General features: G+C 63.6%; 15 protein-coding genes. 11 read left to right on the plus strand and 4 right to left on the minus strand.

All coding sequences use genetic code 11. The features are described from left to right. Positions 1-3: 3 nt before the first annotated feature. From ACQ4W0_RS08105 to ACQ4W0_RS08125, 5 genes are all read left to right on the plus strand, one after another. Entirely contained in the window at positions 4-1,545 is a 1,542-nt protein-coding gene (locus ACQ4W0_RS08105; RefSeq protein WP_436576302.1) for a sugar ABC transporter ATP-binding protein, read from the plus strand. Next, positions 1,542-2,624, plus strand: coding sequence for an ABC transporter permease (locus tag ACQ4W0_RS08110; RefSeq protein ID WP_436576303.1), 1,083 nt, complete (start codon positions 1,542-1,544; stop codon positions 2,622-2,624). The genes ACQ4W0_RS08105 and ACQ4W0_RS08110 overlap by 4 nt, the downstream gene beginning before the upstream one ends. Next, a complete protein-coding gene (yjfF, locus tag ACQ4W0_RS08115) occupies positions 2,621-3,595 on the plus strand; it encodes a galactofuranose ABC transporter, permease protein YjfF (RefSeq protein WP_436576304.1) in 975 nt (324 codons plus the stop codon). The genes ACQ4W0_RS08110 and yjfF overlap by 4 nt, the downstream gene beginning before the upstream one ends. Positions 3,596-3,600: 5 nt before the next feature. Then, positions 3,601-4,575 carry a glycoside hydrolase family 43 protein gene (locus tag ACQ4W0_RS08120; RefSeq protein ID WP_436576305.1) on the plus strand — a complete coding sequence of 325 codons (975 nt, stop codon included), beginning with the start codon at positions 3,601-3,603 and terminating at the stop codon, positions 4,573-4,575. A 91-nt stretch (positions 4,576-4,666) separates the two neighbouring features. After that, the gene (locus tag ACQ4W0_RS08125; protein ID WP_035823672.1) at positions 4,667-5,608 is read left to right on the plus strand and encodes a LysR family transcriptional regulator; all 942 of its coding nucleotides are present in this window, start codon (positions 4,667-4,669) and stop codon (positions 5,606-5,608) included. Between the two features lie 62 nt (positions 5,609-5,670). Here the strand turns inward: ACQ4W0_RS08125 and ACQ4W0_RS08130 are convergent, their stop codons facing one another. The 4 genes from ACQ4W0_RS08130 to ACQ4W0_RS08145 all read right to left on the minus strand — a co-directional run bounded on the left by ACQ4W0_RS08130 (position 5,671) and on the right by ACQ4W0_RS08145 (position 10,135). Beyond that, complete coding sequence (locus ACQ4W0_RS08130) at positions 5,671-6,936, minus strand: DUF6445 family protein (protein WP_436576306.1); 1,266 nt, start codon at positions 6,934-6,936, stop codon at positions 5,671-5,673. Between the two features lie 114 nt (positions 6,937-7,050). Then, the gene (locus ACQ4W0_RS08135) at positions 7,051-7,782 is read right to left on the minus strand and encodes a hypothetical protein (RefSeq protein ID WP_436576307.1); all 732 of its coding nucleotides are present in this window, start codon (positions 7,780-7,782) and stop codon (positions 7,051-7,053) included. A 48-nt stretch (positions 7,783-7,830) separates the two neighbouring features. Then, a complete protein-coding gene (locus ACQ4W0_RS08140; protein ID WP_436576308.1) occupies positions 7,831-8,655 on the minus strand; it encodes a hypothetical protein in 825 nt (274 codons plus the stop codon). Between the two features lie 85 nt (positions 8,656-8,740). Further along, positions 8,741-10,135: a caspase family protein gene (locus tag ACQ4W0_RS08145; RefSeq protein ID WP_436576309.1), complete on the minus strand. Its 1,395-nt coding sequence runs from the start codon at positions 10,133-10,135 to the stop codon at positions 8,741-8,743. 175 nt (positions 10,136-10,310) lie between these two features. Between ACQ4W0_RS08145 and ACQ4W0_RS08150 the strand changes: the two genes are divergently transcribed. Genes ACQ4W0_RS08150 through ACQ4W0_RS08175 form a run of 6 tightly spaced genes read left to right on the plus strand, consistent with a single transcriptional unit; the run spans position 10,311 to position 16,121 of the window. Continuing rightward, positions 10,311-11,075: a hypothetical protein gene (locus ACQ4W0_RS08150; RefSeq protein WP_436576310.1), complete on the plus strand. Its 765-nt coding sequence runs from the start codon at positions 10,311-10,313 to the stop codon at positions 11,073-11,075. Next, positions 11,072-12,094 (plus strand): hypothetical protein, encoded by a 1,023-nt coding sequence (locus ACQ4W0_RS08155; protein ID WP_436576311.1) that lies wholly within the window; start codon positions 11,072-11,074, stop codon positions 12,092-12,094. Before ACQ4W0_RS08150 ends, ACQ4W0_RS08155 begins: the two co-directional genes overlap by 4 nt. A 28-nt stretch (positions 12,095-12,122) precedes the next feature. Next, positions 12,123-12,977 (plus strand): hypothetical protein, encoded by an 855-nt coding sequence (locus ACQ4W0_RS08160; protein ID WP_436576312.1) that lies wholly within the window; start codon positions 12,123-12,125, stop codon positions 12,975-12,977. A gap of 1 nt (position 12,978) precedes the next feature. Continuing rightward, on the plus strand, positions 12,979-14,619 hold the full coding sequence (locus ACQ4W0_RS08165; protein ID WP_436576313.1) for a hypothetical protein: 1,641 nt from the start codon (positions 12,979-12,981) through the stop codon (positions 14,617-14,619). Continuing rightward, a complete protein-coding gene (locus ACQ4W0_RS08170; protein ID WP_436576314.1) occupies positions 14,594-15,505 on the plus strand; it encodes a glycerophosphodiester phosphodiesterase in 912 nt (303 codons plus the stop codon). Before ACQ4W0_RS08165 ends, ACQ4W0_RS08170 begins: the two co-directional genes overlap by 26 nt. A gap of 28 nt (positions 15,506-15,533) precedes the next feature. After that, complete coding sequence (locus ACQ4W0_RS08175) at positions 15,534-16,121, plus strand: hypothetical protein (protein WP_436576315.1); 588 nt, start codon at positions 15,534-15,536, stop codon at positions 16,119-16,121. The last annotated feature ends 39 nt before the right edge of the window (positions 16,122-16,160 follow it).

Consider the following 16,160-nt stretch of genomic DNA (forward strand, 5'->3'; position numbering starts at 1 on the left):
CGCATGATGAAGACGCAAGCGCATCACACGGCCGCGCCAGCTCCCTTGCTGGAGTTGCGCGGCATCAGTAAATCCTTTCCCGGCGTCAAAGCCCTCAGCGATGTTGCCCTGCGCCTGTATCCGGGCGAAGTGCATACCCTGATGGGGCAAAACGGCGCGGGAAAGTCGACGCTGATCAAGGTGCTGACGGGCGTGTATACGCCCGACAGCGGCCAGATTTTGCTTGACGGCAAAGCCATCGCCCCCGCGTCCACCTCGGACGCGCAGGCGCTGGGCATCAGCACCGTGTACCAGGAAGTCAATCTGTGTCCGAACCTGTCGGTGGCGGAAAACATTTTTATTGGCCGCTACCCGCGCCGCTTCGGTGCCATCGATTGGCGTGCCATGCAGCAACAGGCGCGTGCCTTGCTGCAGCAATTGCAGATCGATATCGATGTCACGGCGCAACTGTCCAGCTTTCCGCTGGCCATCCAGCAAATGGTGGCCATTTCGCGCGCCTTGAACATTTCGGCCCGCGTGCTGATCCTCGACGAACCCACGTCCAGCCTCGATGAGGCGGAAGTCACTCTGCTGTTTTCCGTGCTGCGCCGTTTGCGCGAGCAGGGCATGGCGATCCTGTTCGTCACCCACTTTCTCGACCAGACCTACGCCATTTCGGACCGCATCACCGTCATGCGCAATGGCGAGCGCGAAGGGGAATACGCTTGCAGCGAGCTGTCGCGCCTGGCGCTGGTGAACAAGATGATCGGCGTGGCGGCCGACACTGTGGCGCAAGAGCTTGAGCTGGCGCAAGACGCGGGCGCCGCCAGCTTTGGTCCCGCCGTGCTGGAAGCGCAGGGGCTGGGCCGCAAGGGTGCCTTGCTGCCCATGGATTTCCATATCCGCCAGGGCGAATTGCTGGGCCTGGCCGGCTTGCTCGGTTCGGGCCGCACGGAACTGGCGCGCCTGCTGTTCGGCGCCGACAAGGCCGATTCCGGCGCTATCACCATGCAGGGCAAGCCGCGCCAGTTCCATGTGCCGCGCGACGCGATCGCCCGTGACATCGGCTTTTGCTCGGAAGACCGCAAGCACGAGGGGGCGATTTTGTCACTGTCCGTGCGCGAAAACATCATCCTGGCCTTGCAGGCCCGCACGGGCTTGCTGCGCGCCATCCCGTTCAAACGCCAGCAGGCGCTGGCCGACGAGTACGTCTTGGCGCTGGGCATCAAGACGGCCAGCATCGAAACGCCGATTGGCAGCCTGTCGGGCGGCAATCAGCAAAAGGCCTTGCTGGCGCGCTGGCTGGTGACCTCGCCGGCCATGCTGATTCTCGATGAGCCCACGCGCGGAATCGACGTGCGCGCCAAGCAGGAAATCATGAGCTATGTCAGCAAACTGTGCCGCAAGGGCATGGCGATTTTGTTCATCTCGTCGGAGCTGCCGGAAGTGCTGCGCTGCAGCGACCGTATCGTCGTCATGCGCGACCGCAAGGCCTGCGGCGACTATGCGCGCGGCGAGCTGGACGATAGTTCCGTGCTGCAAGTGATCGCCGGAGACACCGCATGAGTTTATCCACGCCATCGAACGCGCCATTGGCGCGCCCGGCTTCCGTTACAGGTACGTCCGCTTTGCATACTGTTCTGCATCACCCTTTGAGCCGCCCCCTGGCCGCGCTGTTGCTGCTGTTGCTGGTCGACTTCTTTGCCATCCCCGGTTTTTTCCACCTGGAAATCCGTGACGGCCACTTGTACGGCAGCGTGATCGACATCGTCAACCGCGCCGCGCCCCTGATGCTGGCCGCGCTGGGCATGACCCTGGTGATTGCCACGCGCGGCATCGACATTTCCGTGGGCGCCGTCGTGGCCCTGTCCGGCACCGTGGCCGCGATGCTGATCGGCGGCACCATGGTGATGGAGAATGGCATACCGACCTACGTGAGCAACATCCCCATGGGCTGGGCCCTGGCCGCCGCCCTGGGTGCCGCCCTGCTGTGCGGCGCCTGGAATGGCGTGCTGGTGGCGGGCCTGGGCTTGCAGCCCATCGTCGCGACATTGATCTTGATGGTGGCGGGGCGTGGCCTGGCGCAGTTGCTGACGGATGGGCAGATCGTCACCGTTTACTATCAGCCGTACTTCTTCATCGGCAGCGGCTACCTGTTTGGCTTGCCGTTCTCCCTGTTCCTCGTGGCGGCGGTCTTCCTCATCACCGCCGTGCTGATGCGCAAGACGGCGCTGGGCCTGTTCATCCAGGCTGTCGGCATCAATCCTGTCGCCGCGCGTCTGGCCGGCATCAAGACGGCGACCCTGATCTTTTTTGTCTACGTGTTTTGCGCCGCCTGCGCGGGCCTGTCCGGGCTGATGATCAGCTCGAACATCAAGAGCGCGGACGCCAACAATGCGGGCCTGATGCTGGAGCTCGATGCCATCCTGGCTGTCACTCTGGGCGGGACGTCCTTGGCCGGCGGCAAGTTCAGCCTCGTGGGCAGCATGATAGGCGCCCTCATCATCCAGACCCTGACCTACACCATCTATTCGCTGGGCGTGCCGCCCGAGGTGAACATGGTCGTCAAGTCGGTCGTCGTCTTCCTCGTCTGCCTGTCGCAATCGTCGGAATTCAAGCAATTGCTGCATCGGAGAAAAGCATGAAGGGCTTGCTACACACCCCGTATTTCACCTCGCTCGTCACGGTCCTGCTGCTGGTGGTGATGCTGGGCCTGGGTGGCGCCGCCTATCCGGGCTTGCTGTCGACGCAAGTGATCTTTAACCTGTTGATCGATAACGCATTTTTGCTGGTGATCGCCGTCGGCATGACCTTCGTGATTGTTTCTGGCGGCATCGATTTGTCCGTCGGTTCCGTGCTGGCCCTGTCGACCATGATCGCCGCCTGGCTGCTCAACGTGGCGCACTGGCCGCCTTTACTGGTGATCGCCACCGTGCTGGCGCTGGGCACCGTGTTTGGCGCCGGCATGGGCGCGCTGATCCATTATTTCAAATTGCAGCCATTCATCGTTACCCTGGCCGGCATGTTTTTGGCGCGAGGACTGTGCTACTTGATCAGCATCAACTCCATCACCATAGCCGACCCGCTGTTCGTCGCCATGTCGCAGACCCAGCTGCAATTTCTTGGTGGTTTTGTTTCGCCCGGCGTGGTCATTGCCGTGGCGACCTTGCTCCTGGCCATCTGGCTGGCGCACGCCACGCCGTTCGGCCGCGCCGTGTATGCGATCGGCGGCAACGAGCAGTCGGCCCTGATGATGGGCTTGCCCGTGGGCCGCACCAAGGTGCTGATTTACGCCTTCAGCGGCTTTTGCGCGTCGCTCGGTGGCGTGCTGTTTTCGTTTTACATGTTGTCCGGCTATGGCTTGCATGCGCAAGGCACGGAACTGGACGCGATTGCCGCCGTCGTCATCGGCGGCACCCTGCTCAGCGGCGGCTACGGCTATGTGGCGGGCGCCTTGTCGGGCGTGCTGGTGCTGGGCACCATCCAGACCCTGATCGCCTTCGACGGCACGCTCAGCTCGTGGTGGACCAAGATCGTCATCGGCGGCCTGCTGTTTGTCTTTTGCGTCGGGCAAAGACTGATGGCCATGGGCCAGAAAAATACCAACGGGAGTTAAGCTATATGTTGAAGCAACACACACTTGCCGCAGCCATCGGCATGGCGGCGGTGCTCGCCTGCGCCTCATTCGGCGCGCAGGCGGCCAATCCCATCGTGAAAAATATCTACACGGGCGACCCCGCCGCGCTGGTCGACAATGGCAGGGTGTACTTGTACGTGGGCCACGATGAAGCGAGCGTTACCGACACGGATTACCGCATGAACGAGTGGCGCGTGTATTCTTCGTGCGACATGACGAACTGGACGGATCACGGCTCGCCCGTGCGTTACTCGACCTTCGCGTGGGCCGGCAAGGATGCCTGGGCGGGCGACATCGTCAAGCGCGGTAATAAATACTATTTTTACTCCACCGTTGACCACAAGACCATCCCCGGCAAGGCTATCGGCGTGGCCGTGTCCGACAGCCCGACCGGGCCGTTCGTCGATGCGCGCGGCAGCGCCCTGATCACGAATGACATGACGAAACAAACGGCGATTCCTTGGGACGACATCGACCCGGCCGTGTTCATCGATACGGATGGCCAAGCCTACATTTACTGGGGCAACACGGTCTTGAAATATGCCAAGCTGAAAGCGAACATGACGGAGCTGGACGGCCCCATTCTGACCTTCGGCATGGATGCCTTCACGGAAGCGGCGTACATGCACAAGCATGCGGGCACCTACTACCTGTCGTACTCGCGCAACTTCCCCGAAGAAACGGCGTATTCGACAGGGCCCACGCCGACGGGGCCGTGGCATTTCCGCGGCCCCATCATGGACAAGAATGCCGTGGTGAAAACCATTCACCAGGCCATTATCGAGTTCAACGGCAAGTCCTATATCTTCTATCACAACGACAAATTGCCCGGCGGCGGCGAATACCGGCGTTCCGTCGCCGTGGAAGAGCTGAAGTACAAGCCCGATGGCACGATCGAATTCATCCAGCAAACGGCTGGCCCGGCGGCCAATCCCGGCCCCGCCTGCAAGGCGTCCTGAGCCATTTCACCCAGTACAAAAAGGAGACACACCGATATCAATAATATCGATATCAGCTAGAAACTGATATCGATCATGATATGATTTATTCATGGATACTCTCAACCCCAACTGGTTCTTGCGAGCCCGCCTGAAGACGCGGCAATTGCTGCTGCTGATCGCCCTCGACGAGCAGCGCAACATCCACCGCGCGGCGGAAGAATTGCACATGACGCAGCCGGCCGCGTCCAAGCAAATCAAGGACCTGGAAGAGATGCTCGATGTGCGCCTGTTCGACAGGTTGCCGCGTGGCATGGAGCCGACCATCTACGGCGAGACGATGATACGCCACGCGCGCATGGCGCTGACCAGCCTGTCGCTGGCGCATGACGATATCGTCGCCCTGAAGTCGGGCCTGACGGGTCAGGTGGAAGTGGGCGTCATCATGACGCCGGCCATGGCCTTGCTGCCGCGCGCGATTGCCCGCATCAAGCAGCAGGCGCCGTTGATGCGCATCGGCGTGCATTTGGAGCACAGCAATACCCTGATGGACATGCTGCAGCACGGTACCCTGGACTTCATGATCGGGCGCATCCTGGAAAAGGAAAGCAGCGCCGGCCTCATCTACGAGGAATTGACGGAAGAGCCTGCCAGCGCCGTGGCGCGCAATGGCCACCCGCTGCTGTCGCGCAAGAATCTGCAATTGAAAGACCTGGCGGGCCAGCCATGGATCTTGCCGCCGCAGGGCAGCATCCTGCGCCACCGCTTCGACATGATGTTCCGCCGCGCCAGCCTGGAACCGCCCGTCGATGTGGTCGACACCACCGCCTTGCTGCTGATCACGTCCTTGCTGCAGCAAACGGATTCGCTACACGTGATGCCGACGGAAGTAGCGCATTACTACGAATCATTGAACGTGCTGAGCATTTTGCCCATCGAGCTGCCGTGCAAGATGGATGCGTTCGGCATCATCCGCCAGCAGGATCATTTGCTGTCGCCGGGGGCGGATATGCTGCTCAAAGCCGTGCGGGCGACCGCCGCGGACATGTATTAAACCCAACGGCAAATGCTGGGGTCGTACCCTTAGGGTACGACCCCAGATCTTGCTTTTGGGGTTCATTCCGGCACCTCAAAAAAGAACAGCTGCACCAATCTGCCATTCTCCGGCGTGTCGCCAAACACATTGCTGATCGAGTGAAAGTAGTGGCCCTTGTAGACGATCAGGCGGTTATGGCGCATGGGCACTTCCAGCAAGGCTTGCCAACTGTCGCGCTGTTCCTGTAAGTCGTTGAATTTCTGTACTTTACTGTTCGGCAGCCAGCGCTTCTGGAAATCCTTGAAGCTGGCGTAGCCGCCCGCTTTCACGTCCGCCTCGGGTAATCTACGGTACCAGCCGCTGGGCTGGTGGCGCCAGAAGGTGGTGCCGCCCTGGCACTGCTCGGGCGGGTTCAGATACAGCACGCCCGCATAAAAATTGAAATTATTTCCCGTCTCGTTATCCACGTGGATATCCGTGCGCGCCATGGCGTCGGCATAGCTGAGGCGGTAGGAACCGTTGTCGGGCGAGATAAAACGGATGGGGCGGCCCAGCGCCGTGGCGATGCGTTCCATGATGGCCTGGCAGGGCTGGCCCGCCGTCTGGCTGCCCGGATAGTTTTGCCCCGCATAGCGCTGCTGCTCGAACGGTAAGTTCAGCGCCTGCGTACGCCAGGCGGTGGGATCGGGCAGGAAGTCGTCGAGGATGTGCAAATCCGTTTCGCGCAGGAAGTCCTGCAGCACTGGCGAGACGTTGACCGGTGTCAGCGTTTCTGCCTGTTCCGCTTGCGGACTGGCAAAGCCGATGCGGCACGTTTGCGCCAGCGCCGGATGCAGCGCCAGGGCTTGCGCGTAGCGGGCCAGCGCCAGATCCTGCTGTCCCGTGCGGTAATACAGTTCGGCCAATCCCTGCAGGGTTTGCCAGCGCTGCGGGCGCAGGGCGTGGGCCCGTTCCAGTTCGGCGATGGTGTCCGTCAGCCGCTGTTTTCCCATCAGCAATTCCGCATGAAGAATCGCGAAATCGTGCTCGTGCGGCGCCAGCCGCGCCGCCGTGGCATAGCTGGCCAGCGCCGCTTCGCTGTCCGTACCGCGCAGCACATTGCCGAGGTTGTAGTGGAACAGGGCGTTGTCCGGCTGCTGCCTGAGCGACAGTTTTAACAGGCCCAGGCCGATGGTGCCCTGGCCCAGCTCCAGCATGGCCAGGCCCTGGAAATGCTGCGCTTCCGCCAGGGCCGGGTCCAGTTTATAGGCGGCCTGGTAGGCGTTGATCGCTTCGATCAGCTTGCCTTGCTGCTGCAGTTGCTGGCCCTTGGCCAGGTGTTGTTCCGCCTGTGTTGGTTCGCCCATGTCTCACTCTCGATGTTGTTGGCGAATAGTGTAACTGCAAGTGGCGAGGTCGTGAACCAAAACGAAGGCTGGGGTCGGACCCTGAGGGTCCGACCCCGGTACCTGACCTTGGGTTTACATCGCTTGTTGAACAGGAATTTCTTCCCCGTTCAGCTTGATCGCCACCTTGACGATCTGCGCCTTGACCTGGTTGCTGGCCATGTCCGCTTCCTGGGCATAGGCATACACGATGATGGCGAAGTCCTTGTAGCCGCTGCGCGCCGCCTCGATCTTGCGGGCCGCGTCCTGGTCCACCTTCAGCAGCGAGTAGCCGCCGCCATTCGTGAACGCCAGCTTGTAGTCGCCGTTGTCGTACATGTAGTAATACGTGCCCGCTTCGGCGAACTTGGCGGGGAAGGCGGCCTTGTCCATCGCGTACGGCGACAGCGCGCCCTGGCCATTGATCTGGTAGCGCAGGTAGCGTTTGGTTTTCGCTTCGCTGACCTTGGCGTCGATCTGCGGTTTCAGCGCGTCGAGCACTTCCTGCTTGCGGAAGGCGTCGTTGCTGCCCGCATATTCACGCGAGATGCGCTGCGCCACCGCCGCGTAATCGGGCGGCACGCCGGATAGGGCGATGTAGCTGTACATCAACTGGTTGCCACTGGTGATGTCGACATAGCTGGCGCTTGGTGTGGCAGCGTCCGCTTGCGGCAGGCTGGCGGCGGCCGCCTTGACTTGTGCTTTCGCGGCCAGGTCGGCCGTGCTGGTGGCGACGGGGGCAGCGGCCGTCGGTGCGGCGGAGTCGGTTTTGCCGCAGGCGGACAGGATCAGGGCGATGGCGAACAGGGAGGGCAGGGTGCGTTTCATGGTGGTTCCTTGAATGTGAGTTAAACGAAGCGTTGCGGGACGTGTGGCTTAGCCGATGGTCTTGCGTTTGTATTCGCCGACGCCGTAAGCGGCCAGGACAATGCTGGCTGCCAGCACCAGGTAAAAGCCGATGCCAAACGACAAGCCTTGCCACACTTGCCCCAGCATTTCGCTGGCCATCTGCTCGGCCATGCGGGCCGCCCGGCTACCCATGATGCCGCCCATGGCGTTGCCCGCCTCGCTGACGGCACCCTTGATCTTGATCAACAGCAAGCTGCTGTGGACGACGATGAAGAGCAGCGGCGCGCACTTGCCCAGCGCCGCTTTCGGGTGGCTGCTGGCCATGGTGGCGCAGCAGGCGACGATGGCCAGCAGGAAGAAAAATTGTGCGGAGGTAAAACCGCCGCCGCCATCGCGGGCAAAGCTTTCCAGGCTGTCGGCGGACAGGCCCAGCAACTGCCAATAGGTGCGCGAAACGGAGGCGAACAGGCGGATGCCGATGGTGTTGAAGACAAAGGCGCCAGCGATCAGTACGCCAAGCGTCGCCAGCACCTTGATGCCCAGCGCCGACACGGCCCGGCCCCACAGTTGCTGGCCTTTGTCGCGCGCCAGCTTGGCAGCGCCGGCCATCTCTTCCTGCGCCAGTTGCTGCGCGGGAACGGCAGTGACGCTATCGAGGCTGCCCACATCGTTGAAGCGCACGTCGACGACGGCGTTGATGGTGGGCGCCGTGTCGGAGCGCCAGTGCGTGGTCACGTTGAAGGGATGTTGAATGCCGGCCACACTGACGGAACCTTGTCCGCTTGCCTGGTAGGCGAGGATGCGGCCCCGTTGGCCGGTGGTGGTCGTTGCTGCTGGGCTGGATGCGTGCATGGGATTTCCCTGAGAACTGTCATGCTGTATTGCATGTACCCACGGATAACGGGGGCAGTTCAGGGAAATCCAAAATTATTTGAAACTATTTTTTCGGCGGCTGTAATACGTCCTTGGCGGCGCCCTGGTAATCCTTCATCAAGCCCATGAAGGCGTCCTGCAAGTGGCGGGCCGCTTCCTGCGGCGGCGCACCCGTGCGCCGGGCCAGATCGAATTTATATGCGTGGGCGGGGCTGTAGCCGGCCTGCGAAGCGGCGTCCAGCAGCACGCCGGCCCGTTTCAGCGAGGCCGGGTCGCCCTTGACCATCAGCAATTCGGCCAGATAGGTCTGGGCGATGGGAAAATCCTTGGCGGCGGCCTTTTCCAGCCACTGCATGCCCACTTTCGGCTGCTTGATGCCCGCATCGCCGCCGCCGATGCCATAGCCGAGGGCCGTCAGCGCCACCAAGTCGCCGCCGCGCGCGCGCTTTTCCAGCTGCTGGCGGGGAAACGGTCGCGCCGCGATCTGCATGCGGATTTCATAGTTGATGTCTTGCAGCACGTTACCGGGCCACACTTTCGCGCCCGAGGCAGTGGTGGCGGGTGCTGGCGCTGGTGCCGGGACGGGGGCGCGCATGCCGCTGTTTCCCGAGGCCAGCACGCCCGGCGCCGGCGGGCTGACGCCCTTGCCGCTGCCCGTGTTCAGCACCAGGCGCGCCGACGTTTCACCGAACGAGACGCGGGGCTTTTGCACATCGTGCGTCATGGCGGCGACCCGCGCCGCCACCTGCGAGAAGACGTCGCCCATCGGCAAGCCGGGCGCATCGAGCGCGTCGAGCAGGGCGCTGGTGTACGGGCTGTTGCGTGAATCGGGCGACCAGAAATCGCGCGCCAGAGCGCCCGGTCCCGCCGAATAGGCGATCACCACGCCGCGTGGCGCTTGCGTGTCGGCAAAACCGTGGCTGGCCGCATTGCTGCCGCCAGGCACGGGCGCCATTGCACCGCCGCGCGTATATTCCTGGCGGCAAGCGTCGAGGATCAGCACGGCGCCGCGCGCGCCCGTGCGCTGCAAATCGCCCGCCAGGCTGGAGACGGACACGCCCTGCGCGGCGATGGCCGTCGCACTCAGCGCATTCATGTTGGCGCCCAGCGGCAGCACATAATTGGCTTCGCCCGCCTGCGCGCCGTGGCCCGCGTAAAACACGAGGGCGATATCGGCGCCCCGTGCCTGCGTGGAAAACTCGGCCGACGCCTTTTGCAGCTGCGCCGCCGTGATGTCCGTGCGTAACAGCACTTCAAAGCCCAGACGGCGCAGGCGTTCGGCCATGGCGCGCGCATCGTTCACGGGATTCAATAGCGGCTGCGGATAGGCCGCGTTGCCGATCACCAGGGCGATGCGCTTGCCGGGAGCCGCTTGCACAGGCGCTGGCACGGCGGCGTGCGCGAGGTTGCTGCCCAGCAAAAAGAACAGGCTCAAGAACAGGGGAATCAGGCGATGCATGGGCGTCTCGGGAATTGTCGTGAAAGTAACAAAAGTTAGCGATTTTTACTGTGATATGAGAAAATTGCTTAAATGCATTTTACCTTACTGACAAGTTTCTCTTGTCTGGCCAGCGCACGGTGGGTGTCGCCGCCGGCCAGTGGCGCGTGCCGCCCAACATACGATCGGACCGGCTGTGCAATCGGAACAATTTGAACGGATTCATGCTTTCTGGACCCGCCGCCCGCAGCTGACGCAAGGCGAACTGGGCGAGTTTTACCAGCGCGTCATCGCCGCGCTGACGCCGTGCCGCCCGCGCGAGGCGGCGTCGCTGGGCGACTCGCTGGCGGATTTGCGCCACCAGTTTTTCATTGAAAAAGTCCTCCACAGCGATAGCGACGCCGCACCCCACCACGTCGGTGCTTTGTTCCTGTACTTCAAGCGCTTCATCATTGACCAGCTGCGCAAGCAGCGCGATGATGAAGATGCCGATGCGCAAGAGGGCTGCGAGCTGCGCGCGCCCGACGCCTATGCCGAACCGCTGCGCGACTATCAGCTCACGCCGCAGCAGGTGCGCGACGCGGCCGACACTTTTATCACTACCTTGCCCCGTGATTTGATCTTGCTGCTGCGCCATTGCGGCTGCGGCGGCATGCCTGTCAGGGAGCTGGCCGAGCAGATCGCTTCCGCGCATTACCACGGCGGCAAGCTGGGCCTGGTGCACAGGCAGAAGGGCGATCCCAATAGCGCAGGACGCCAGATCGTCGAACCGGCCCACCGCTCTACCCTGCTGGGCAGCTGGGTCTTGACCCTGCTCAAGCTGCGCGTGGGCGATGCCTTGACCGCGCGCGACATGCAGGCGGCGCAAATAGTTTTGGATATTTTGTGCGTGGCCGCGTTATCCCTGCACCTGGACCCCGTGTCCACTTCTCACAACACCGATGAAAGGCCACCGGCATGACTGCATTGACGCCCTCGCTGGCCATCGTCGCCGCGCGCCTGCCATCTGCCCCATCCTCCGCCGAGCTGCTGGACGCGGATGTGAGCGGCGATACCCCCGACTGGCGCGGCATTGCCGTGCCAGAACACGTGCTGGCCGGCTTTGCGCGCCGCAGCGACGCCGCGCCGCTGGCCGCGCGGCCCATCGCCGGTGGACAAATCCACCTGCTGGCGCGCCACCCCGGCTTTGGCGCCGTGCTGCTTGATGCCTGGGATAGCACGCGGCAGCGCTGGCGCGGCTGGCTTGTCACGCCCGACACAGCATACGCGGACGCCTGCGGCCTAGTGGTCGAGGAGCGCGACGCGCCCGCCGACCCCCGTGCGGGCCTTGTGCTGTGCGACATGCCCGTGATTCTGGCCGTGACGGACCTGGGCGCCTGCCTGGGCGTGTTCAGCCAGGAGCGCCTGCAGGCGGCACGCTGGCTGGAAACGCATGGCCGCGCCAATGCCGCCACGGCGGCGCCCGGCGTCATCGCCCGCGTAGCCTTGCCCGGCGCCGACTATGCGCTGACGGGCACGCCGCTGTCGAGCGAGCTGGGCAAGGATGGCCGCGTGGCCTACCGGCAATTGCTGCGCCAGGGACTGCAGCAGTTGCAGATCGCTGCAGCCGATGCGCTTGCACCGGTAGCTAAGCCTGAGCAGGCGGCCAACGCCAGCCGCTGGCTGAAGCTCGTCACGGCCGTGGCCGCCAGCGTAATGGTGGTGCAATCGGCGTGGCTGTTCCTGCCGAGAGACGGCGCCGTGGTCGGCCATGCCGAATTCCGCAACGGCGGTAGCGGCGTCGAGACGGGCGTGCGCACGCGCGTGCTGTTCCGCGCCGAGGCAACAGAAGCGGAAATCCGCAGCTGGCTGCAGCGCGAGCAGCTGGAAATCGTCGCCGGACCGGACACCCTGGGCGCCTTCACCGTGCTGTCGCGCGACCGCCAGAAAGTCTTGCCGCCGCCAGGCCCGGGCAATCCGCTGGCCGTCGTCAATCCCTGAATTGTGAAATAAGAGAAAGTTATCCAGCATGACAACGTATAAGATTTTTGCATCCGCGCATTGGCGCACATTGATCGCCGGCGTGGCCGCTGGCGTCCTGTTGACGGGTTGCGCCATGACGCCGAATGGCCGTGGCGGCGTGATGGTGGGCCTCGATACGGCCGAGTTGTTCGGCACGCCGATGTCCACCTTCCGCCTGCGCGACGGCACGGAAGGCACTTTGCGCAAGGACCCGCAAGGCAAGTATTCGATCAAGCTGTCGCAGGCCTTCCGCGTCGTGCCGCTGGCCAACGCCATCACGGCCCGCGTGGCGCGCGTGGAAAACGTGGGCGAGCGCACCGTGGTGATCGTGGAAACCCAGGAACGCAACTGCGCCTACCGCTATGAAGTGCTGGCTTTCCAGGGCACGGACGTGCTGCAGTGGACGGTGGGCAATTGCAAGGACCGCCCCCGCGTGGAACTGGCTGCCGACGCGAAATCGCTGAATATCGACTTTCCCAACTACAACCGTTTGTCGCGCATGATCTACACGGACAACCGCCTGCTCAACGCCAGCGTGGCCGTGCCGCCCGGCGTCGATACGCGCGCGCAGCCGTTTGCCGACGACGCCTTGCGCGCCACCGGCCCCGTCATCGCCACCGTGCCGGGCGGCGACAGCGGGCGCGTGATCCCGGCGCCACCGGCAGCGGCCCCGGCGCCCGCCGCCGCACCGAAAGCGGGCAGCCGCGCCAGCGCCAAGCCGCGCCGCCAGGAGAGCCAGGCCAGAGCGGCGGCGCCCGCCGCCATCAGCCTGCCCGCGCAGCGCAGCGCGGCGCCTGCGGCAGCGCCGATGATCTTCCAGGCCGAAGAGATCAAGCCCCTCGTCATCGATTTGAGGAAATAAGATGGCCGCGAGTTTACGCAGTCTGCAAATCCGGCAGACCTTGATTCTGATCGTCCTGACGATTATTTACCTGTGCTTCGAGCTGGGCTTCAATGCCCGCTTGCTCGACGTGGTGGGCGGCGACGTCAAGCCGCACGACGTGGAGGGCGTGGAATTCTATGGCCGCAGCCTGTCGGGCATCGCCGCCGCGCTGGTGGTGCTGCAACTGATGTGGCGCCGCCGGCTGAAGAACAATGGTCGCGGTCCCAGCTGGAAAAAGATCATCTTTTGCTGCGTCGCCACGGCTGCGGTCGTGTTCAGCATTTTGAAGACCACGGTCACTGTGCTGGTCGAAACGCGCGATGCGCAATTTCGCCGCCTGGCCTTCAACACCACCTTGATGCAGCGCTCGCTGGTGGGCGGCAGCCTGCAATTGCAGGGGCTGGTCGATGATCCCACCCTGTTTGCCAAGCCTGAAGGCAAGGCCTTCCTGGCGCTGTTCCCGTTCCTGGCCGTCTCGGTCGGCCATCTTGACGAGCGCATGGAGCCAGCCAAAGAGCAGTTGATCAATTTCAACGTCCGCAAGATCGCAGGCGGCGCGGCCGGTTACTATGAGAAGTACCAGCAGGCGATTCAAGAGGTGCACGCAAAGTGGAAATTGTATTCGGGCATGATTCCCGACGACGATACGGGCTTGCGCCAGCAGCAGGAATCGGCATGGAGCGATTACCGGCAAAGCCTGTCGCGCCACGGCTGGCAACCGGAATCGGTGCCGGCGCGCCGGCGTGCGGCGGTGGTCAATAATGTGCGCAAGAAAGTGCCCGTCCCGGCCAACTGGCACCCGGCCGACCAGTTATCGTTCCGCCTGGCAGTCAAGCGCCGCTATGCGTCGGAAGCGGCCAGCAAGGGCTTGAGCATCAAGGGCGAGCGCATTCCGCCAGGCTTGTCCTTCCCCGCCTTCGTGGCGCGCCCTGGCATCCAGGCCGTCCTGCGCGACGGGCCGGACGGTGGCGACGGCAGCGAAGCGAGCAAGGGTTTGCGCTTGCCCAAAGGCGCCGTGGTGCAAGAGGCGTATGCCAGCCCCGCCGAGTTCAGCCGTCTGTTCGACCAGTTCGCCGCGCGCCAGACGGCGGAAAAGCTGGTGGAGTACCGCGCCAGCCGCAACGACTTCGAAGTGGGTGGCAAGTACTTTGAAGAGGGCAAGGAAGCGGCGCGCGCGGCCATCGTGCCGCCCGTGGCCCTGTTTTTCTCCTTGCTGGGCGCCATCGGCCACTTCTCGAAACTGCTGTACCTGATCGCCACGGTGGGCTTGCTGGTGCTGGCGGCCCGCCGGGGCGAGCAGGCGGGTGCCGATGGCCAGCTGAGCCGCCGTTCCGCCTGGATCGCCACGGGCGTGCTGGCCGGTGCCTTTCTGGGAACCTGGGGTATCTTCAGCCTCTCGGACAATAATGTCACGCGCAGCGAGCTGTTTCGCCAGATGCTGGACTGGAACCGCCAGGCCGCCGATGACAGCACGCGCTGGCAGATCGCCGGCAAGGGTTTGCTGGCCAATATAACGCACGTCGTGGCGGTGGGGCAGGGCTACAGCTACCCCGTCAACGAAGCGATCCGCATCCACGTTTTGCAGGGAATTCATTATGGTTATCATCCGGGACAAAAATAAGGCGGCCGCACTGGCCTTGCTGCTCTGCATGGCCAGCACGGCTGTCCAGGCCGACTGCCTGGGCATGAAGGTGCATGCCCACCGCGGCGCCGGCAATGCGCCGGAAAACTCGCTGAGCGCGCTGCGCAACACGTATTTCGGCACCTGGGACGGCGTCGAGACGGATTTGCAGCTGCTGGGCGACGGCAGCTGGGTGGTGCACCACGACCTGCTGACGGGGAGAGTCGTCGACACGGGATCGCCCCGCACCGTGAAGCAACTGACGGCCGACGACTGGCGCGCCGCCAGCATGAAGAACCGCGGCGCACCGACGGCGGAAACGCCGCCGTTCGTCAGCGATGTTGCCGACCTGGCGACGGCGTTCCCCGCTAAAACCCTGAATGCGGAAATCAAGGATGTCGTGTCGTCGTGCGCGCCCATCGCGACCCTGGTGGGGCAATTGCGTGCGAACATCAAGCATGGCAACTGGTTCTTGACGTCGGGCGTGCCGAATAACCTGGCTTGTGCGCGCCGCGCCGATCCGCAAGGCTACCTGGGCCTGCTCGTGTTTGACGCGCGCAATGCGCAGGCGGCCGGCGCGAACCGGGTCAGCCGCTATATCGCGAAAAATGCCCGCCCGCCCAAGCTCGACAAGCCGTGGCTGCAGCGCGTGCAGCAGCAGATCGGCATGCCCGCCGGCGTGCACGTGGATGCGCGCAGCCTGGATGCCAATCCGAATTTGCTGGCCGATGCGGCCAGCCTGAGCATGCCCGTCTTCGTGTACGCTGTCGATGGCGACTCGGCCCTGGCCGCGTCCTTGCTGCGCGCCCAGCAGCGCAGCCACCGCTGGCCCAGCGGCGTCATTCTTGACGGCAATCCCGAAACGTTTTGCGCGATGATGAAGTAATCACTTTTATTGACCGGGAGACCCTGCCATGACCTTGCCACAGACCGATCCTGCCGCCGCGCTTGCCCGTAGCGCCATCGGCGCCATGTTCTTTTCGCTGTTTGGCGGCGCCTGGGTCGCCGCCTGGTGCGTGCAGACGTATGGCGCGGATCCGTTGCGACTACTGCCGGTTGCCGGCATCACCGTCTTGCTGTTCATGCTGGCGTGGCGCCAGTTTCGCCGCCACCGCGCTGCGCATGCGGCGGCGGAACAGACACCGGAGGCCAAGCGCGCGGGCCGGCTGTTCAATATCGTGAACGCGGGGCAATGGATTGCCATCTTCATCGTTGGCAACGTCCTGAAAAACCTGGGCTTGCAGGCGTGGTTCATCCCCGCCGTCATTTTGATCGTGGGCCTGCATTTCTTTCCGCTGGCCTGGCTGTTCAAGGCGCGCCGCCACCTGGTGATCGGCATGGCCCTGTGCGTGTGGGCCATCGGCTATCCGCTCACCGTGCGCCACGGCCCCATTCATCCCGTCGGCTGCCTGGGTGCCGGCCTGATATTGTGGGTGGCGGCCCTCTCCGCCGTGCGCACCGGTTTTGCTGTGCAGCAAACGCGCGTCCCGTCCCAGAAATAAGCGTTGACGACGGCCCGTGCAGGGCCGTTTTTGCGTATT

The sequence above is a fragment of the Janthinobacterium breve genome (assembly GCF_051380895.1).
In the GTDB taxonomy this organism is placed as follows: Bacteria; Pseudomonadota; Gammaproteobacteria; order Burkholderiales; family Burkholderiaceae_D; genus Janthinobacterium.